This window comes from Kitasatospora sp. NPDC059462 (assembly GCF_042749955.1).
Lineage (GTDB): Bacteria > Actinomycetota > Actinomycetes > Streptomycetales > Streptomycetaceae > Kitasatospora.
The window spans coordinates 1-17,653 of record NZ_JBHYUU010000169.1 but is presented as its reverse complement, the minus strand read 5'-3'; the positions used below and the strand labels follow the sequence as shown (position 1 = coordinate 17,653).

The following is a 17,653-nucleotide window of genomic DNA, read 5'->3' as shown; positions in this document are numbered from 1 at the left end:
GTGGCGACGCGCGGCGAGGCGACCGCGGTCGGCCGGCTCGCCGGCACGGTGGAGCGGCTGCGGCTGGAGCTCGAACGGGCCCAGGCCCACTCGGCGGGCCGGGCGGTGGTGGAGATGGGCGTCGGCGTGCTGGTCGAACGGCTGCGCTGCGGGCCCACGGAGGCCGCCGGGCAGCTGGAGAGCCTCGCCGAGCAGGCCGGGGTGTCGGCCCTGGCGCTCGCCGCCGACCTGGTCAACCAGGCCGCCGCGGACCAGATATCGGCACTCGCCCGGGCGTTCGTCGAGGGGGCCGCGGTGCCCCCGGACGAGCCGGACGAACCGGTGGCGGTCCGGCTGCGCAGCACCGAGGCGGACGCCCTGGCGGGCGGGGACGCCGCGGCGGCCGCCCGGGCCATGCTGGACCACGCGCTGCGCCCGCTCGGCGTGACCGCCGTCGCGGTCTGGGCGGCCCACCCCGACCTCTCGCTGTCGCTGGCCGGGAGCGCCGGCTTCCACGAGGAGGAGGCCCGCCGCTGGCGCCACGTGCCGCCGGGCGTGCCCACTCCGGCCCGCCGCGCCCTGGACGAGCGGGCGGCGGTCGGCTACCCGACCCTCGCCGAGGCCTCGCTGCCCTCGGTCGGCCAGCACGAGATCCGCGGCGGCCGACTGGCCGTCCCGGCGGGCAAGGGCGGGCGGCTGATCGGGGTCCTGGAGCTCTGCTGGCCCGAGCAACTGCCGGAGCTGTCCCAGCCGTTGCAGCGGCAGTTCGAGGCACTCGCCGAGGTGGCCGCCGCCACCCTGGAGTCCGCGGGCGGGCGGGAGCCGCGCGTGCCGGAGGCCGTCGACGCACAGTTCGACGAGCTGCGGCAGCTGACCGACGGACTGCTCGACCCGTGCATGGTGCTGCGGGTGGCGCCCGACGGCGACGACCTGCCGCCGCCCTTCGTGATCCGGCACGTCAACCCGGCCTTCGTCGACTTCGCGGGCCGGCCCACCGGGGCGATCACCGGCGCCCGGCTGCTGGAGGCGTACCCGCTGGCCGCCGAACCGGGCGGGCTGGCCGAGAAGGTCGAGCACGTCTTCGCCACCGGCGAGCCGTTCCGCACCCCCGACCTGCGGCTGGCCGCCCTGGTCGACGGGGTCCCGCTGGTCACCCGGGCGCAGGTGAGCGTCAGCCGCCACGGCAGCCACGTCGCGGTGGTCTGGCGGCTGGACGACGGCACCCCGCGGGTGGCCCGGCTGCTCCAGCACGCGCAGCGGCTGGGCCGGATCGGCGGCTTCGAGGAGGACCTGCGCGCCCGCCGGATCGCCTGGAACGACACCCTGTACGAGCTGCACGGGCTGCCGTCCACCGCGCCGCCGATCGCGCTCGACCAGCTCCCCGACCACGCCCACCCCGACGACCGGCACGCCCTCGGGCGGTTCCTGCGCACCCTGCTGCACCACCACCGCCCGGCGTCCACCGCCTTCCGGCTGCAGCGCCCGGACGGCGTCACCCGGCACATCCGGGTCGTCGCGGAGCCGGTGCACGAGCCGGGCAGCGGGCTGCGCACCGTGCGCGGCGCCTACCAGGACATCTCCGCCCAGCACTGGACGGAGGTCGCGCTCGCCGCCACCCGGGACCAGCTCGCCCAGAGCGAGCAGCAGGCGGCCGAGCGCAGCCGGCTCGCCCTGCAGCTCCAGCACGCGATCATGCCGCCGGCGCGCGGCCCGCTGGACCTGCCGGACCTGCGGGTGGGCGTGCGCTACCGGCCGGCCGAGAAGGGCCACCTGGTCGGCGGCGACTGGTACGACGCCCTGCCGCTGCCCTCGGGGGACGTCCTGCTGTGCGTGGGCGACGTCGCCGGCCACGGCATCGAGGCCGCCACCGGGATGGTCGCGCTGCGCAACGCGCTGCGGGGGCTGGCCGCCACCGGCGCCGGGCCGGCCCAGCTGCTGGGCTGGCTGAACAGCGTGACCCACCACCTGACCGACAACGTCACCGCCACCGCCGTCTGCGGCCTCTACCGGCCGGGGGCGCGGCGGCTGCGCTGGGCGCGCGCGGGCCACCCGCCGCCGGTGCTGCTGCGCCAGGGGCGGGCGACCACGCTGCCGCAGCTGGGCGGCATCCTGCTCGGCGCCGTCGACCAGGCGGACTACGAGGAGGGCGAGCTGGTGCTGGAACCGGGCGACCAGCTGGTGATGTACACCGACGGGCTCATCGAGCGCCGCGACGAGTCCTTCCAGGCCTCGCTGGCGGGCCTGATGGCCCTCGCCGAGCAGGCCGGCGGAGCCTCGTCCGGCGGCGCGGACGGCCTGGAGGAGCACCTGGACCACCTGCTGCGCTACAGCAACGCCGACACCGACGACGACACCTGCCTGGTCGGGATCGCCGTCCGCTGAGGCGGATCCGCCGGGGTGCGGGGGCCGTGGATCACCGGGCTCCTGCTCCCCCGCCGCGGAGAACGGGAGTGCGGGCGCGCGGCAGCGGACCTTCCCGACCGGCCACGCCCGTGATCCCGGCGTCCGCGTGCGCGGCACCGCCCACCTCGGCCACGAGCGCCCCGGCCGGAGCAACCGCTGCGGCGTCGTCGACGGCCGGACTGCGGTCGGTCCCGCGCGGGGTCAGTAGCGCAGGACGGCGGCGATCCGTCCGGCGTCGGACAGGGTGCCGTCGGGCACGAAGCTGACCTGGCCGCCGGTGTCGAGGGTGCGTTCGACCACCTCGTCGACGATGTCCTCGCGCGCGCCGGACTCCTCGGCCGAGGCCGGCACCAGGTGCTCGCCGTCGTCGCGCACGGTGGTGCGGAAGTTCTCCTCGACCACCAGCCGGCCGAGCCGGCCGTCACCGGCGGCCCGCCAGACCTCGTCCAGGCCGGCGGCGAAGGTCTGGCGGCCGCGCGCGGCGTCGAGCTGGGCGAGCGCCTCGGTGGTCTCGCGCTCGGCCTGCGCGCGCACGGCGGGCTCGACCACCTTGCGGACCGTCTCGGCATCCGCCTGGGCGAGACCGCCGTGCGGGAGCTGCTCGGTGGCCTCCTTGGCGATCGGGCCGACGGCGTCCAGCAGGGCGAGCGCGGCGGCCTCGCCGGTCACGTAGAGCGGGCGGCGCTCGGCCGCGAGCAGCTTGCCGACCTCGGTGTCGGCCTGCCGGAGGAAGGTCTTGGTCTCCTCGTCGCGGAAGGTGCTGGGCGTGTCGCCGATCCGCTCCTGCCGCTCGGGGTCGGGGTTGTCGAAGACCCGGACCAGCGGGAAGCCGTGGTCGTGGTCCTCGGTGACCCGCTCCTGGTCGCCGCCCCACAGCACCACCCGGTCGGCGGCGACCGCGAGCACCCAGTAGGGGCGTTCGGCGGCCTGGGCGGCGACCAGGTTGCGGGTGAGGTAGGTGTCCGACAGCACCACCCGGGCGGGCGCGGTGCGCCCGAGCGACCAGACCTGGTGCTCGCCGGGGGCGGCGAGGATCGCCAGGCCGTCCTCGGCGTGCACCAGGTCGACCTCGGCGAGGGCCCGGTCGAGCTGCTCCAGCACGTCGATCCGGTCCGCGCGGGAGACCTCGGGATCGGCCTGGACCTTCTCCTTGGCCTCGGCCAGCAGATTGCGCAGCCGGACCGGGTCCTGGGCGTTGTCCGGCTCCCGGCGGTGCGTGGGCATCAGGATGGACACCGCCGGGTACGGCCTCGGCCGGCGCAGCTCGGCGAGGACGGCGGGGCTGAGGGCACGCTGCATGGAGACCCTTTCCGAAGGCGGCTCGGCCTTCTTTGCGTGAACACGCTTGGCCCGGGACTGCTCCCGAATGTCCGTAATGTCCTCAATGTACCGACATGCCACCCTGCCCGCCGCCGGTCGGCGCTCGTCCCTCGGCGCTCGTCACTCGTCACTCGTCACTCGATCCAGACCAGCACCCCGTGCCGCCGGGTCGCCACCGCCCGCAGGAAGTCCGCGAGGGCCCGGTACTCCGCCGTCACCAGGTGCAGCGAGTCCTCCTCCGCCCACAGGCCCTGCGGATACACCCGCGCCCCGGCGAGGTCCGCCGCCGTGACACCCTCGGTCAGCCGCCCCGGGTCGAGCCCGGCCAGCACCCCGGCAGCGAGCCGGACCCGCTCCGGGGTGATCAGGGACGGCGGCCCGTGGCCCCAGTCGTCCGCCCCCGGCAGCTCCCCCTCGCCGTGCACCAGGTCGACCGGGAACTCCCGGCGGCGGAGCAGGAAGTCCAGCGCCTGCCACGCCCTGCCGGTCTCGTGCAGCCGCGCCCATCCGCCGCCCGCCCGCGCCCCGTCCGCCGCCCCGTCCAGCTCCTCGACGAACTCCAGCGCCCACTCCGGCTCCCGGAGGGCCCGCTCCAACTCCCCCGCGCTGAGCCGGAGGTACCGCCCGATCATGCTCATGGCCGGAGCCTAGGCCGGGCCACCGACAGCGCCGGGCGAGGGCTTCCGCGGCCGGCGGGCTCAGGCGGGGTGACCGGCCTCGATGCCGGCGACATCACGGAAGGACAGCACCGCGGCGGCACCGGCCGGCGGGGCCTCCACGGCCACCGGGGCCAGCAGCAGGCCGGTGTGGTCGCCCCAGTCGGCGCAGTCCAGCACCCGGCCGACGAACCAGGCGGGCGCCTCCGCGAGCACCGGCACCCCGTACGGCCCGTGGTACCACTCCACGCCGGCGAACTTGTCGGTGTCGTCACCGCTGCGGCCGCCGAACAGCGCGGCCAGCCCGTGGCCGTACGGCAGCAGATGGACGCCCAGCGCGTCGGCCGCCAGGGCCGTGTCATGGGTGTGGTTCGCCTTGGACATCCACACCACGAACCGCACCGGGTCGATCGAGCACTGCCCCGCGAAGCCGACCAGGCACCCGGCCGGCGGCGGCCCCGGTGCGGTGACCACGTACACCGGGTAGTCCAGCAGGGCCGTGAACCTGTCGAAGTCGCCCATGCCTCCAGCCTAGGAACGGGCCCGCCGGTTCGCACCCTCCCCTCCCCTCCTCCGGGCCGGCGTGCCCCGGACCGTACAGGGCTTGCCTGACGGTGCACAGGACGGCTCCGGACCGTGCCGACCGGCGCCCGGGGGGTCATGCTGGAGTCAGCCGGCCGGAACGCCCCCGATCGCGACCCGGCCGCCCGCATCCCCTCTGCTCCACGAGCACGACCGAAAGGCCGTCATGCCCTTCATCACCCTGTCCGACGGTTCCCAGAAGTTCTACAAGGACTGGGGCACGGGACGGCCCGTCGTCCTGTCGCACGGCTGGCCGCTGAACGCCGACGCCTGGGAGGGCCAGGCCGTGGCCCTCGCCTCGGCCGGCTTCCGGGTCATCGCCCACGACCGGCGCGGCCACGGCCGCTCCACCCAGACGTGGGACGGCAACCACATGGACCAGTACGCCGACGACCTGGCCGAGCTGATGGACCAGCTCGACCTGACCGACGCGGTGCTGGTCGGCCACTCCACCGGCGGCGGCGAGGTCGCCCGCTACCTGGGCCGGCACGGCAGCTCCCGGGTCCGCAAGGCCGTGCTGCTGGGCGCCGTCCCACCGCTGATGCTGCGCACCGACGCCAACCCCGAGGGCACCCCGCTCTCGGCCTTCGACGGCATCCGCGCCGGTGTCGCCGCCGACCGCTCGCAGTTCTACTACGACCTGAGCGAGGCCTTCTACGGCTTCAACCGCCCGGGCGCGGAGGTCTCCGAGGGCAAGCGCCGCGAGTTCTGGCTGCAGGGCATGCAGGCCGGCCTGAAGGGTGCGCTGGACTGCATCGAGGCGTTCTCGGAGACCGACTTCACCGAGGACCTCAAGAAGATCGACGTCCCGGTCCTGGTCGCGCACGGCGACGACGACCAGATCGTCCCGATCGCCGCCTCCGCCGAGAAGGCCGTCAAGCTGCTCCCCCAGGGCACCCTGAAGGTCTACCCGGGCGCGCCGCACGGCCTGGTCGGCACCTACGAGGCCGCGTTCACCAAGGACCTCGTGGAGTTCGCCGCCTCCTGACCGTCCGCCCCGGTCCCGGGCCCCGGCCGTCCGGCGTTCTCAGCGCCGCCGCACGGCCGGGGCCCGCGCGTCAGCGGCCCGACAGCCGTTCGGCCAGGGCCCGCACGGCCTCGGAGCCGGCCGCCGTCGCCACCCGGTCGAGCAGCCCCAGCACCGCCGCGTACTCGCCGCGGGTCAGCGTCACCGGGGCGCCCTCGGCGGCCAGGCCCGCGCGGATCGCGGCCTCGGCGCCCTCGACCGCCGGGCCGGGGCCCGGCCCGGTCGACAGGGAGCCGGTCTGGATCACCCGGCCCGCGATGTGCACCGTGCCCGCGATGCTGTTGGAGACCTCCATCGCCACTGCCCCTTCCGCCCACCGGACTTCCTCGGCCGCATCCCGGGCCGATTGTCAGTGCCTGATGGTAGGACACCGCACATGCCTACCAACCCCATCTCCATCGAACCGACGTCCACCGAGCTGAACGGCTTCGTCGTCCGCGCCAAGGCCGCGACCTACGCGGGCGGCGGCGGCCAGGTGGCGCCGGTCCGGACGAGCTCGCACGACCTGGAGTACCGCGAGGGCGAACTCGTCTACCGGGACAGCTACTTCGGCGGCACCGACTTCCTCGGGCAGGAGACCGTGCACCTCGGGGACCGCCCGCTGTGGGGCATGAACTACTACGGCTGCCTGCTCACCGACGGCATCACGGCCTCCGCCGCGGGCGAGACCGTCAAGGCGGCGCTCACCGCCCTCTACGCCGAGGGCCGCTTCCTCGGCGGATTCCGGTACACCGTCGGAGACTTCGGCTACATCGACGAGTCGACCGGGACCGTCGACCGGTTCCGGGGCGTCGAGCACATCCTGACCGCCACCGGCGAGCGCGCCTACGAACTGCGCTACCACGGCGGCCGGATCCTCGACTGAGCGGTGCTCGCGCCGGGGCGTCGCCCGGCACCCCGGCGCGGCATTCCCTACGCTACGGAATGGACATTCCCCCAGGAAAGGGACCAATCATGCCTTCCGTCCTGAACCCGTACATCAACTACACCGGCGACGCCCGGCAGGCCCTGGAGTTCTACCGCGAGGTCTTCGGCGGCGAGTTGAACCTCAACACCTACGGCGACTCCGGTGCCGGACAGGGCCCCGGCGCCGACCGGATCATGCACGGGATGCTGACGACCACCGCCGGCTTCACGCTGATGGCCGCCGACACCCCGCCCGGCATGCCCTACACGCCCGGCAACAACATCTCGGTGTCCGTCAGCGGCGACGACGAGGCCGAACTGCGCGGCTACTGGGAGCAGCTCTCCGCCGACGGCACCGTCCTGGTCCCCATCGAGCGGCAGATGTGGGGCGACGTCTTCGGTATGTGCACCGACCGCTTCGGCATCACCTGGCTGGTCAACATCACCCAGCCCCGCCCCTGAGGAGGCCCGCCCCCGCCGGACCGGCCCGGCGGGGGCGGCTGACAGTGCCGCATGGCACAGTTCCGCCCATGAACCTCACGACCACACTGCACAGTTGGGACGAGTCCGTCGCCCTCTTCGAGCGCCGCGGCCTGCCCCGGGACTCCTACCGGAACCTCTACGAGGAGGAGTACGACGTCCACGCCGGCGACCTCGCGATCGAGGGGCACTTCGACCTCGACGCCGCCGATCTGGAGGGCACCGGCTGCGTCGTCGACGGAAACCTCACCGTCGACGGCGCGATCCTCAACATCGACGACGGCTGCCCCGCCCTGATCGTCCTCGGCGACCTCCGCGCCGACGCCGTCTACCTGGAGGGCGACGCCAAGCTCCTCGTCCGCGGGGACGTCCTGGTCGGCGCCTTCGTCGGCAACATGACCGAGAAGCTGGTGATGATCAACGGTGACCTGCGCGCCCAGGTCACCGTGCTGTCCTCCGAGTTCGGCCCGGACCTGATCGGCGGCACCCTGCACGGCCCGGTGCTGGCGCCCGCGTACCTGGCGGCCGACCTGGCGGCCCCGCCGGCCGCCGCCGCGAGCGTGCTCGTGCCCGAGGTGCTGCGCGTCGAGGGCGAGGACGACGGCGACGCCCTGCGCCACTTCGACACCCCCGGCGTCCACGGGGGCCGCCTGCTGGAGCGCATCGAGGCCGGCCTTCCCGTCACCCTGCCCGCCCCGGAGACGGCGGGGCGCTAGCGGGAGCCGGGCCGGATCGCACCGGCCCGCCCGCAGGCGGCCCCCGTGGACGACGGGGGCCGCCTCGCCCGGAACCGCCGGGCACCGGTGCGATGATGTCCGGCATGACGGATGCGGAGGCCCTCGGCGAGGGCGTGGTCCTGGACGCACTGCTGCGCGAGGCGGCCGCCGACCAGGCCGGGGCGCTGTGGCGGCTGACCGGCGCGGAGCGCCAACTGGACGCCAACGTGGTGCGGTTGCGGCCCGGCGCGTCGGTGGCCGAGCACGTCGAACCGGACCTGGACGTGCTGGTGCTCGGGATCGCCGGGCAGGGCACGCTGCGGTGCGGCGGCGTCGCGCACGCGCTGGAGCCGGGTGTGCTGCGACTCGTGCCCCACGGCGCGGCGCGCGGCGTGTCGGCGGGACCGGAGGGCGCCGTCTACCTGACGGTCCACCGGCGGCGGCCGGGCATGACCGTCCGGCCCCGCCCCTGACGCGCCGCTACCTGCCGAGCCCGGCCAGGTAGCCGAGCACCGCCTCGTGGTCGTCCGGCCGGGCGGTCAGGGCGATGTGGTTGTCCGGCCGGACGAGGACCAGGGCCTCACCGGTGATCCCGTACGCCCGGCGGACCGCGCCGTCGGGGTCGTCGATCGCGACCGGGCGGACGTGGCCGGGCAGTCCGTCCGGCCCGGGCCGGGCGCCCGGCCCGAGGCCCAGCAGGGTGAAGTGGTCGCCGGCGAAGCGGTCGAACAGGCGGGCCGGCGCGCCGTCGGGCCCGTGGTAGCGGCTGTCCGGCGCCCGGTCTCCGGCCCGGACGGCCCCGGCCGGGACATCGGCGGCCGGATCCTCCCCGGCCCGGTCGACGGCCAGGCTGCTCCCCCGGTAGCTCACCGCGAGGCCGGTGAGCTCGCCCACCCGCCCGGCCTCGACGCCGGTGCCGGGGGTGCTGATCCCCGCGGTGACGGCCGCCATGCCGGCGCTGGTGACGCCGAGCGTCCAGGCCGCGACCGGCAGCCGCTCCTCCTGGTAGGTGTCCAGCAGTCCCGGGGCGGCGAACCCGCGCAGCACGTGGCCGAGCTTCCAGGCGAGGTTCCAGGCGTCCTGGATCCCGGTGTTCATGCCGAGCCCGCCGGCCGTCGGGTGGACGTGCGCGCAGTCCCCGGCGAGGAGGACCCGTCCCTCGCGGAAGCGCTCGGCCATCCGGACGTTGACCCGCCAGGTGGACAGCCAGGTGGCGTTGCCGAGCCGGAGGTCCGCGCGGCCGGTGTGCAGCGCCGCCAGCCGCTGGAAGCTCTCCAGCGACGGCGCGACCGGCCGGCCGTCGGCGTCCGTCTCGGGGCTCGACTGCAGCTGCCAGCGCCGGGTGCCGGGGAACGGGCAGAGCATGAACGCGCCCCGGGGCCCGAACCACTGGTGCCAGGCGGCCGGGTCCAGCCCCTCGACCTCGACGTCGCCGCAGACCATCACCGGCTCCGGGTCGCCGTCGCCGACGAAGGGGATCCCGAGGAGCTTGCGCACCGTGGAGCGCCCGCCGTCGCAGGCGACCAGGTACTCGGCGGCGATCCGCCCGCCGTCGGCGAGCCGGACCTCCACCCCGGCGCCGTCCTGCCGCAGGTCCACCAGTTCGGTGGCGAGCTCGACCCGCACCCCGTGCTCGGCGAGCCGCTCGCGCAGCAGCCGCTCCACCCGGGTCTGCGGCAGCCACAGGCTCGCCGGGTACGGGGTGGTGCCGGTCGCCCGGGCACCGGCGAACGGCTCCGTCTCGTTGACGAACTCGCCGTCGAAGTACTTGCGGAACGGCAGGTGGGTGCGGCCCGCGGCCGCCAGCCGCTCGCCGAGGCCGAGGTCCGCCAGGACCTCCAGGCTGCGCGGGTTGAGGGTCTTGCCCCGCGAGCCGACCGGGAAGCGCTCCGCCCGGTCGATCACCCGCACCGCCACGCCCTGCCGGGCCAGTCCGCAGGCCAGGGTCAGTCCGGTCGGTCCCGCCCCCGTGATCACCACGGTCGTCATGTGTCCCGCCCCTTCCGGTCGTCGATACCCCTCCATGGAACAGCAACCAGGTAACCAATGCAACCGAGTAACAAACATTCCTGGGTTATGCTTGGCCCATGGAGTCCCCCGAGCACGACACCGACCCGGGCCTGCGCACCCTGAAGAAGCAGCGCACCCGCCAGGCCATCGCCGACACCGCCATCGCCCTCTTCCTCACCCGCGGCTTCGACCAGGTCTCGGTGGCCGAGATCGCCGCCGCCGCCGAGGTCTCCAAGCCGACCCTCTTCCGCTACTTCGCCAGCAAGGAGGAGCTCGTCCTGCACCGCTTCGCCGACCACCTCGGCGAGGCCGGACGGGTGGTGCGGGACCGACCCGCCGGCGTCACCCCGCTGGACGCGCTGGAGCGCCACCGCCTGGACGGGCTGGCGGACCACGACCCCAGCACCGGCATGACCGCCCACCCCCAGGCGATCGCCTTCCTCCGGCTGGTCTACGAGACCCCCAGCCTCTCCGCCCACCTGGTGGACTACCTCGCCGCCGACAGCCGGGCGCTCACCGAGGCCCTGGACCCGGACGGCGGCATGGCGGCCCGGTTGCTCGCCGCCCAGTACGTGGCCGTCCGCCAGGTGCTCGCCCGCGCCGTCTGGACCCGGCTCGCCGACGGTCAGGACGTCGAGGAGGTCGGCCGGATCGCCGCCGACGAAACGGCCACGGCCTTCGCCCTGCTGCGCGACGGGGCCGCCGCCCTGGGGTTCTGAACCCGTCCGGACCCGAACCGGTGAAGCACATCACGGGTAGGCACTGTCGCTTCGCGGGGCCGTGTTGGGTAGGTTCCTGCCCCCGGGGGAGCGAGACTCCTCGGAAGGGCGGATCCCGCCGTCAACGGTTCCTCCGATCAGAGAGGCACGAGTGATGACTGCACAGGGCTCCACGCACCACCCACCGCAGCGCATCGGCGTGGTCGCCGAGTCGACCGCCGGGGAGACCCGGGTCGCCGCGACACCGTCGACGGTCCGGGGCATCCTCGCCCTGGGCTACCGGGTCGTGGTCGAGTCCGGGGCGGGCGCGGCCTCCGGCTTCACCGACGAGGCCTACACCGAGGCCGGCGCGGAGACCGGCGACGCCTGGGCGGCCGACGTCGTCCTCAAGGTCAACGCCCCCTCGGCCGCCGAGCTGGCCCGGCTGCGCGAGGACGCCACCGTGATCGGGCTGCTCGCCCCGGCGCAGCACCCCGAGCTGCTGGCGGCGCTGGCCGCGCGCCCGGTCACCGCGCTCGCGCTGGACGCGGTGCCGCGGATCTCCCGGGCCCAGTCGATGGACGTGCTCAGCTCGATGGCGAACATCGCCGGCTACCGGGCGGTGATCGAGGCGGCCCACGCGTTCGGGCGGTTCTTCACCGGCCAGGTGACGGCCGCCGGCAAGGTGCCCCCGGCGAAGGTCCTGGTCGCCGGGGCGGGCGTGGCCGGGCTCGCCGCGATCGGCGCCGCCTCCAGCCTGGGGGCCGTGGTCCGCGCCACCGACCCCCGGCCCGAGGTCGCCGACCAGGTCAGGTCGCTGGGCGGCGAGTACCTGGCGGTGGACGTCGCCCAGGAGGCGAGCACCGACGGCTACGCCAGGGCGACCTCGGCCGACTACGACCGGGCGGCCGCCGAGCTCTACCACGCACAGGCGCGGGACGTCGACATCGTGGTCACCACCGCGCTGATCCCCGGCCGGCCGGCCCCCCGGCTGCTCACGGCGGCGGACGTGGCGGCGATGAAACCGGGCAGCGTCATCGTCGACATGGCCGCCGCGCAGGGCGGCAACGTCGAGGGCACGGTGGCCGGCCGGACCGTGGTCACCGGCAACGGCGTCACCCTCATCGGCTACACCGACCTCGCCTCCCGGCTGCCGGCCCAGGCCTCGCAGCTGTTCGGCACCAACCTGGTGAACCTGCTGAAGCTGCTGACGCCGGCCAAGGACGGCCGGCTGGTGCTGGACTTCGAGGACGTGGTGCAGCGGGCGGTGACGGTGGCCCGCGCGGGCGAGGTCACCTGGCCGCCGCCGCCCGTGGCCGTCTCCGCCGCACCCGCCCCCGCCCCCGCGGCGCCCGCCGCACCGGCCGGCGCGGGCACGGAGCCCGGGCGGCCCCGGCTCACCCCGGCGGCCCGGTTCGGCCTGATCGGCGCGGGGATGCTGGCGCTGTTCCTGCTGGTCGGCTTCGCTCCGGCGCAACTCGCCCGGAACTTCACGGTGTTCGCGCTCGCCGTGGTGATCGGCTACTACGTGATCGGCAAGGTCCACCACGCGCTGCACACCCCGCTGATGTCGGTCACCAACGCGATCTCCGGGATCGTGGTGATCGGCGCCCTGCTGCAGATCGGGCACGAGCGGACCCTGGTGACCGTGCTGTCCTTCGTGGCGCTGCTGCTGACGAGCGTCAACATCTTCGGCGGCTTCGCCGTCACCCGCCGCATGCTGAGCATGTTCTCGACGTCCCCCGAAAGGCGCTGAGACCGATGACCTCCACAACGGCGGCCCACGCCGCGGACCTCGTCGCCGCCCTGCTGTTCATCCTCAGCCTGGCCGGACTCTCCCAGCACCGCACCTCGCGCGCCGGCGTCGTCTACGGCATCGCCGGGATGGCCCTCGCCCTGGTTGCGACCGTCGTGGTGGCGTCGCGGAGCATCACCGCCGGCGCCGTCGCCCTGATCCTCCTCGCGATGGCGCTGGGCGGCGTGATCGGGCTGTGGCGGGCGCGGCAGGTCGAGATGACACAGATGCCGGAGCTCATCGCCGTCCTGCACAGCTTCGTCGGCCTGGCCGCGGTGCTGGTCGGCTGGAACAGCTACCTGGAGGTCGAGGCGCACGGCGCGGCCCAGAGCGCCGTCTCCGCCGACCTGCTGACCATCCACCACGCCGAGGTGTTCATCGGCATCTTCATCGGCGCGGTCACCTTCACCGGCTCGATCGTCGCCTTCCTCAAGCTCTCCGGGCGGATCGCCTCGCGCCCGCTGATGCTGCCCGGGAAGAACGCGCTGAACATCGGCGCGCTGGGCGCGTTCGTGGCGCTGACGGTCTGGTTCACGGTCGGCCCGGGCCTCGGCCTGATGATCGCGGTGACGGTGCTCGCCCTCGCGCTCGGCTGGCACCTGGTCGCCTCGATCGGCGGCGGCGACATGCCCGTGGTCGTCTCGATGCTCAACAGCTACTCCGGCTGGGCCGCGGCGGCCGCCGGGTTCCTGCTCGACAACAACCTGCTCATCGTCACCGGCGCGCTGGTCGGCTCCTCGGGTGCCTATCTGTCGTACATCATGTGCCGGGCGATGAACCGCTCCTTCCTGTCCGTCATCGCCGGCGGCTTCGGCATCGAGGCCCCGTCGGGCGGCGGCGGGGAGCAGGGCGAGCACCGGGAGGTGAACGCCGAGGAGGCGGCCCGGCAGCTGGCGCAGGCCAAGTCGGTCGTCATCACGCCCGGGTACGGCATGGCGGTGGCGCAGGCGCAGCACCCGGTCGCCGAGCTCACCCGGCGGCTGCGCGAGCGCGGTGTGGAGGTGCGCTTCGGCGTGCACCCGGTCGCCGGGCGGCTGCCGGGCCACATGAACGTGCTGCTCGCCGAGGCGAGGGTGCCCTACGACATCGTCCTGGAGATGGACGAGATCAACGACGACCTCTCCGCCACCGGCGTCGTCCTGGTCATCGGGGCCAATGACACCGTCAACCCGGCCGCGATGGACGACCCGGCCAGCCCGATCGCCGGCATGCCGGTGCTGCGGGTCTGGGAGGCGGAGCAGGTGATCGTGTTCAAGCGCTCGATGGCCTCCGGCTACGCGGGGGTGCAGAACCCGCTGTTCTTCCGGGAGAACAGCGCGATGCTCTTCGGCGACGCCAAGCAGAGCGTCGAGGACATCCTGCGCGCCCTGGACGCCGGGCTGCCGCAGGGCGCGGGGCAGGCCGCCGACCGGGCCGGGGTGTAGCGCGGGGCGCACGGCCCGCCGGGCGGGGCACCGGCCCGGCGGGCCGTCGGCCGGGGCGCGGTCACGGCCGGGGCGCGGTCACGGCTGGGGCGTGGCGACGGGCAGCGGCGGGCCGGTCAGCAGGGTGCCGTCCTCGCCGAACGGCCGGCCGTTCGGCACGCAGCCGTGCAGTCCCTTGATCTGCTGCATCATCACCGGGGCGGGCGCCCCCGCGCCGGGGCAGTCGACGTGGCCCTGTCCGAGGATGTGCCCGACCTCGTGGTTGACGGCGAGGGCGTGGTACTCCTCGGGCTGTCCGGTGTAGAACTCCGACAGCTCGGTCCAGCGCTTGAGGTTGATGACGACCTGGCGGTTCGCGGCGCAGTTCACCCAGCCGCCGGTGTCCAGCCCGTACTGGCCGCAGATCCGGTCGGTGGAACCGGGGGTGGCGAGGTAGACGGTGAAGTCCACCGGGTCGGCGGCCACCCGCTGGAACGACCAGCCGCCGCCCGCCGCCCAGCCGCGCCGCACATCGCCGAGGACCTTGTCCACCTCGGCGGCGAACTGGTCCGGCCCGATCTTGAGGCCGTCCTCCGCCCGGACCTTGTAGCGGTAGAGCTTCCCGCCGGTCCCGAACTGCGCGGTGCCGCCGGCGGCCGTCGTGAACGCCAGCGGCTTGGACGACGGCTTCTCGGCGACCCACGGCTTCCACCACAGCAGGCCCGCCGTCACGGCGGCCACCACCGCCAGCGCGACCGCCGCGTACCCCGTGCGCCCGCCGAGGGCGCCGAGGCCCGGGGCCCTCACCCGGACCGCCGGGCGAGGGCGGTGGGTATCGCCGCGCGGGCGGGCCGCGCGGCGAGGCGGGACGGTGGGAGGGGCAGCAGAACGGTCATGCCAGAAGGGACGTGCCGGACCCGCCCCGCGGTTCACCGGCGCGGCCCACCGGGGCGCCGTGCCGGGCGCGGCTCAGGACGGCCGCGTACGGCTCAGGACGGCCGCGCGCCGTCCGGGGCGACGGCCGCCCAGTGCGCGGGCAGCTCGATCCGTTCGCCTCCGGAGGCGAACTCCGTGGTGGACAGCGGGAGCTCACCGGAGGCGAGGACGGTCAGACCGGCCGCGCCGAGGAGCTCGCCGAAGGACGCGTCGGCGACCTCGGCCGGGGCCAGGCCGTGGGCGAACACCGGGCGCAGCTTCGGGGGCGGGCCGGCCGGGTCGCGGGCGAGGTCGCCGAGGACGCCCTTGGCCGCCTCGGACAGTTCGACGAGGAAGGCCCGGCCGTGCGTGCCGAGCAGCGTGGCGACCGCCTCGGCGACCGGGGCGCGGTCGGCCGGCTCGCTCTGGTGGATCACGCCGCGCAGGTACACGTTCGCGTCGCCGAGGCGCCGGTGCAGCGCCCGCACCGCCGCCGGGTCGGTGGCGTCCAGCCGGAGGTAGGCGGCCCGCTCCCCCGGGTCCGAGCGCCGGGCGAGCTCGACGGCGGCGGCGGACAGGTCGGCGCCGAGGACGCGGGCGAAGCGGCCGGCGAGGAAGCGGGTCTGGGTGCCGTTGCCGCAGCCGAGGTCGACGAGCGGCAGCTCCGGGTCGGCCAGGTGGGGCGCGAACAGGGCGAGGTGGCGTTCGGCGGTGAGGGCCGGCTCGGCGTCCCAGATCACCGAGCCCTCGCCCTCGGGCGCGTCGCGCCAGAAGCCCTCCCAGGCGTCCCGGTACCGGTTCGTCACACTCATGGGAGACCTCCCGACCGTCACGGACAGTGCTCTCATCGTACCGCTCCGTCGGCCGGCCCCGCGGCCCGGACGTGTCCTGCGGGCCGTCAGCTGCCGACCCCGGGCCCGCAACGGCGGGCCCGTCGGCCATCGGGTCGGGAGCAATGACCGGACAGGGGTGTGCTCCGGGCCCGAAGTGGCCTTTACTGGAAGTGAACGCATTCGAGCCGGCGGGCGGCGAGGCGTTTTCACCGCCCCCGGCGGCCCACCGGATTCCACCGGTCGCACCCCGGTAGGAGGTCGTGCCATGAGCCCGCCCTCGCAGGATCAGGCCTTACCCCGTCTGATCGTCGACGGCCCTGACCGGCTCCGAGGCCAGGTGTACGAACTCGACTACGAACCGTTACTGGTCGGCCGGGACTCCGCCTGCCGGCTGCAACTGGTGGACCCGCTGCTCAGCCGGCGCCACGCCGTGGTGTGGTGGGCGGGCGGGCACACCACCGTGGAAGACCTGAGCTCCACCAACGGCACCAAGCTGAACGGCCACCGCGTCCTCGGGCAGCAGATCCTGCACACCGGGGACGTTCTGAGTTTCGGCCCGCTGGAGGTGCACTACGAGGAGCCGACGGCCGCGGTGACCGAGATCGCCGGGGCGCCGGTCTCCGCCCGCGAGCCGGCGGGCACGGCCCTGGTCACGGCCGAGGCGCCGGCGGCCTTCGGCGGGCACGCCGGGGCCGCGCGGGATCCCGCCCGGGAGCCACCTCCGAAGCCGGCCGCGCACCCGGTCCCGCAGCCCGTGCACGCGGCGGCGCGGGTGGAGACGGCCCCGCCGGAACGGGGCCGGCCCGAGAAGCCGCCCGGACCCGCCTGGCCCGGACCGGCCGCCCCGTCCGAGCCGCCCCCGCCGTCGCCCCCGGTCGTGGGGCCGCCCCCGCCGCAGCAGGAGCGGGCGCCCCTGACACCGCTGCCGAGCCTGAACGTCCCGCCCCCGAAGGCCCCCCGGCACGAGGGGACGGCGCAGCCCCCGTTCGACGCCGGTCCGCAGCGGGCGGAGCCGAAGGTCGACGACGTCGGCCGGAACACCTACGACGCGGCCTCCCACTACGACGTCGACCGGCAGATCGCGGAGGGGAACCTCAGCAACATCGGCCGGGACCAGGTCAACTACATCTACCGCGACGACCACCTCGCAGTGGCCCGCCGCGAGACCTTCTTCCGCAAGATGGCCGCCACCCGGCTCTGGGCCCGGCACGTGCTGGTCACGGGCCTGGTGCTCGCGGTGGTCGGCAGCGCCTACCTCGGCTGGGAGGGGGCCAACCCGGACACCCTGGCCGAGCGGATCGGGCACATCGCGCACAACGCCGGCATCGTGATCGGGGTGGCCGGAGTGGTGCTGCTGCTGGTCGGCGGCGCGGTGATGATCCGGGCCGTGATCCGCCAGCACCGGTACGAGAAGGACGAGGAGCGCCGGCTCAACCCGGACCCGTCGCCGTCCGGCTGAGGCGGCCCGGGTCCCCGGCGAAGGGAGCGTCATGGTCTTCAACATCGGCAGCCAGCAGGGCGGCGTCGTCAACAACGTCGCCGGGAACCAGGTCGTCCACGGCGGCCAGAGCGGCCACCTCACGGCCGGCGGGCAGGACGTGCGGGATCTCGTCGAGGAGCTCCGCGCCGCCGTGGAGCGGGCCCCGCTGCCCGGCGCCGTGGCGCCCGAGGTCCGCTCCGAGCTCGACGCGCTGGACACCGAGGTCGCCCGCCCGGAGCCGGACCGCGAGGAAGTGGCGAGCCGGCTCACCCGGGTCACCCGCCTGCTCAGCTCGGCCGGCGCGCTCGTCGCCGCCGGGACCGGCCTGATCGGGCCGATATCCGCGCTGGCCGGCTGGCTCGGCACCCTGGGCGGCCCGATCCTCCGGGCCATCGGCGGCTGACCGCCGGGCCCGCGCCGCGTCGTCGTCCCGCCACCCGGCCCACACCC

At 75.1% G+C, this 17,653-nt stretch carries 18 protein-coding genes; 11 read left to right on the top strand and 7 right to left on the bottom strand.

Annotated features, from left to right (window positions below):
• A complete protein-coding gene (locus ACFXAM_RS30775) occupies positions 1 to 2,361 on the top strand; it encodes a SpoIIE family protein phosphatase (RefSeq protein WP_380296194.1) in 2,361 nt (786 codons plus the stop codon).
• 222 nt (positions 2,362 to 2,583) lie between these two features.
• Here the strand turns inward: ACFXAM_RS30775 and ACFXAM_RS30770 are convergent, their stop codons facing one another.
• The 3 genes from ACFXAM_RS30770 to ACFXAM_RS30760 all read right to left on the bottom strand — a co-directional run bounded on the left by ACFXAM_RS30770 (position 2,584) and on the right by ACFXAM_RS30760 (position 4,880).
• On the bottom strand, positions 2,584 to 3,681 hold the full coding sequence (locus ACFXAM_RS30770; RefSeq protein ID WP_380296192.1) for a chemotaxis protein: 1,098 nt from the start codon (positions 3,679 to 3,681) through the stop codon (positions 2,584 to 2,586).
• A 155-nt stretch (positions 3,682 to 3,836) separates the two neighbouring features.
• Positions 3,837 to 4,340: a YfbM family protein gene (locus ACFXAM_RS30765; protein WP_380296190.1), complete on the bottom strand. Its 504-nt coding sequence runs from the start codon at positions 4,338 to 4,340 to the stop codon at positions 3,837 to 3,839.
• Positions 4,341 to 4,400: 60 nt separating this feature from the next.
• Entirely contained in the window at positions 4,401 to 4,880 is a 480-nt protein-coding gene (locus ACFXAM_RS30760) for a flavin reductase family protein (protein WP_380296189.1), read from the bottom strand.
• Between the two features lie 226 nt (positions 4,881 to 5,106).
• On the opposite strand from ACFXAM_RS30760, the gene ACFXAM_RS30755 reads away from it, so the two are divergent.
• The gene (locus ACFXAM_RS30755; protein WP_380296188.1) at positions 5,107 to 5,928 is read left to right on the top strand and encodes an alpha/beta fold hydrolase; all 822 of its coding nucleotides are present in this window, start codon (positions 5,107 to 5,109) and stop codon (positions 5,926 to 5,928) included.
• A 70-nt stretch (positions 5,929 to 5,998) separates the two neighbouring features.
• Here ACFXAM_RS30755 and ACFXAM_RS30750 read toward each other — a convergent pair whose 3' ends face one another.
• Entirely contained in the window at positions 5,999 to 6,262 is a 264-nt protein-coding gene (locus ACFXAM_RS30750) for a hypothetical protein (protein ID WP_380296187.1), read from the bottom strand.
• A gap of 81 nt (positions 6,263 to 6,343) precedes the next feature.
• Here ACFXAM_RS30750 and ACFXAM_RS30745 point away from each other — a divergent pair, with 81 nt between their 5' ends.
• The 4 genes from ACFXAM_RS30745 (at position 6,344) to ACFXAM_RS30730 (ending at position 8,542) form a co-directional block, all read left to right on the top strand.
• Positions 6,344 to 6,832 carry a DUF5680 domain-containing protein gene (locus tag ACFXAM_RS30745; protein ID WP_380296185.1) on the top strand — a complete coding sequence of 163 codons (489 nt, stop codon included), beginning with the start codon at positions 6,344 to 6,346 and terminating at the stop codon, positions 6,830 to 6,832.
• 89 nt (positions 6,833 to 6,921) lie between these two features.
• Entirely contained in the window at positions 6,922 to 7,335 is a 414-nt protein-coding gene (locus tag ACFXAM_RS30740; protein WP_380296183.1) for a VOC family protein, read from the top strand.
• A 68-nt stretch (positions 7,336 to 7,403) separates the two neighbouring features.
• Positions 7,404 to 8,069, top strand: a complete 666-nt coding sequence (locus ACFXAM_RS30735) for a hypothetical protein (protein WP_380296181.1) — start codon at positions 7,404 to 7,406, stop codon at positions 8,067 to 8,069.
• Positions 8,070 to 8,173: 104 nt separating this feature from the next.
• Positions 8,174 to 8,542, top strand: a complete 369-nt coding sequence (locus ACFXAM_RS30730) for a cupin domain-containing protein (protein ID WP_380296179.1) — start codon at positions 8,174 to 8,176, stop codon at positions 8,540 to 8,542.
• A gap of 7 nt (positions 8,543 to 8,549) precedes the next feature.
• On the opposite strand, the gene ACFXAM_RS30725 is transcribed toward ACFXAM_RS30730, so the two are convergent.
• Positions 8,550 to 10,058 (bottom strand): FAD-dependent monooxygenase, encoded by a 1,509-nt coding sequence (locus ACFXAM_RS30725; RefSeq protein WP_380296178.1) that lies wholly within the window; start codon positions 10,056 to 10,058, stop codon positions 8,550 to 8,552.
• 98 nt (positions 10,059 to 10,156) lie between these two features.
• On the opposite strand from ACFXAM_RS30725, the gene ACFXAM_RS30720 reads away from it, so the two are divergent.
• The 3 genes from ACFXAM_RS30720 (at position 10,157) to pntB (ending at position 13,996) form a co-directional block, all read left to right on the top strand.
• Positions 10,157 to 10,798 carry a TetR family transcriptional regulator gene (locus ACFXAM_RS30720; RefSeq protein WP_380296177.1) on the top strand — a complete coding sequence of 214 codons (642 nt, stop codon included), beginning with the start codon at positions 10,157 to 10,159 and terminating at the stop codon, positions 10,796 to 10,798.
• A gap of 154 nt (positions 10,799 to 10,952) precedes the next feature.
• Positions 10,953 to 12,533 carry a Re/Si-specific NAD(P)(+) transhydrogenase subunit alpha gene (locus tag ACFXAM_RS30715; protein WP_380296196.1) on the top strand — a complete coding sequence of 527 codons (1,581 nt, stop codon included), beginning with the start codon at positions 10,953 to 10,955 and terminating at the stop codon, positions 12,531 to 12,533.
• Between the two features lie 5 nt (positions 12,534 to 12,538).
• Positions 12,539 to 13,996, top strand: a complete 1,458-nt coding sequence (pntB, locus tag ACFXAM_RS30710) for a Re/Si-specific NAD(P)(+) transhydrogenase subunit beta (protein WP_380296176.1) — start codon at positions 12,539 to 12,541, stop codon at positions 13,994 to 13,996.
• A gap of 78 nt (positions 13,997 to 14,074) precedes the next feature.
• Here the strand turns inward: pntB and ACFXAM_RS30705 are convergent, their stop codons facing one another.
• Entirely contained in the window at positions 14,075 to 14,782 is a 708-nt protein-coding gene (locus ACFXAM_RS30705) for a DUF3152 domain-containing protein (RefSeq protein ID WP_380296175.1), read from the bottom strand.
• A 182-nt stretch (positions 14,783 to 14,964) separates the two neighbouring features.
• Positions 14,965 to 15,702 (bottom strand): class I SAM-dependent methyltransferase, encoded by a 738-nt coding sequence (locus tag ACFXAM_RS30700; protein ID WP_380296174.1) that lies wholly within the window; start codon positions 15,700 to 15,702, stop codon positions 14,965 to 14,967.
• A 286-nt stretch (positions 15,703 to 15,988) separates the two neighbouring features.
• Between ACFXAM_RS30700 and ACFXAM_RS30695 the strand changes: the two genes are divergently transcribed.
• Both ACFXAM_RS30695 and ACFXAM_RS30690 read left to right on the top strand, forming a co-directional pair.
• Positions 15,989 to 17,182 carry an FHA domain-containing protein gene (locus ACFXAM_RS30695; RefSeq protein WP_380296173.1) on the top strand — a complete coding sequence of 398 codons (1,194 nt, stop codon included), beginning with the start codon at positions 15,989 to 15,991 and terminating at the stop codon, positions 17,180 to 17,182.
• A 31-nt stretch (positions 17,183 to 17,213) separates the two neighbouring features.
• Complete coding sequence (locus ACFXAM_RS30690; RefSeq protein ID WP_380296171.1) at positions 17,214 to 17,606, top strand: hypothetical protein; 393 nt, start codon at positions 17,214 to 17,216, stop codon at positions 17,604 to 17,606.
• Positions 17,607 to 17,653 lie beyond the last annotated feature (47 nt).

Coding starts and splice junctions, on each gene's coding strand:
- ACFXAM_RS30700 (WP_380296174.1), bottom strand. CDS start 15,702: ATGAGTGTGACGAACCGGTACCGGGACGCCTGGGAGGGCTTCTGGCGC.
- ACFXAM_RS30695 (WP_380296173.1), top strand. CDS start 15,989: ATGAGCCCGCCCTCGCAGGATCAGGCCTTACCCCGTCTGATCGTCGAC.
- pntB (WP_380296176.1), top strand. CDS start 12,539: ATGACCTCCACAACGGCGGCCCACGCCGCGGACCTCGTCGCCGCCCTG.
- ACFXAM_RS30690 (WP_380296171.1), top strand. CDS start 17,214: ATGGTCTTCAACATCGGCAGCCAGCAGGGCGGCGTCGTCAACAACGTC.
- ACFXAM_RS30750 (WP_380296187.1), bottom strand. CDS start 6,262: ATGGAGGTCTCCAACAGCATCGCGGGCACGGTGCACATCGCGGGCCGG.
- ACFXAM_RS30755 (WP_380296188.1), top strand. CDS start 5,107: ATGCCCTTCATCACCCTGTCCGACGGTTCCCAGAAGTTCTACAAGGAC.
- ACFXAM_RS30725 (WP_380296178.1), bottom strand. CDS start 10,058: ATGACGACCGTGGTGATCACGGGGGCGGGACCGACCGGACTGACCCTG.
- ACFXAM_RS30720 (WP_380296177.1), top strand. CDS start 10,157: ATGGAGTCCCCCGAGCACGACACCGACCCGGGCCTGCGCACCCTGAAG.
- ACFXAM_RS30760 (WP_380296189.1), bottom strand. CDS start 4,880: ATGGGCGACTTCGACAGGTTCACGGCCCTGCTGGACTACCCGGTGTAC.
- ACFXAM_RS30745 (WP_380296185.1), top strand. CDS start 6,344: ATGCCTACCAACCCCATCTCCATCGAACCGACGTCCACCGAGCTGAAC.
- ACFXAM_RS30765 (WP_380296190.1), bottom strand. CDS start 4,340: ATGAGCATGATCGGGCGGTACCTCCGGCTCAGCGCGGGGGAGTTGGAG.
- ACFXAM_RS30730 (WP_380296179.1), top strand. CDS start 8,174: ATGACGGATGCGGAGGCCCTCGGCGAGGGCGTGGTCCTGGACGCACTG.
- ACFXAM_RS30735 (WP_380296181.1), top strand. CDS start 7,404: ATGAACCTCACGACCACACTGCACAGTTGGGACGAGTCCGTCGCCCTC.
- ACFXAM_RS30770 (WP_380296192.1), bottom strand. CDS start 3,681: ATGCAGCGTGCCCTCAGCCCCGCCGTCCTCGCCGAGCTGCGCCGGCCG.
- ACFXAM_RS30715 (WP_380296196.1), top strand. CDS start 10,953: ATGACTGCACAGGGCTCCACGCACCACCCACCGCAGCGCATCGGCGTG.
- ACFXAM_RS30740 (WP_380296183.1), top strand. CDS start 6,922: ATGCCTTCCGTCCTGAACCCGTACATCAACTACACCGGCGACGCCCGG.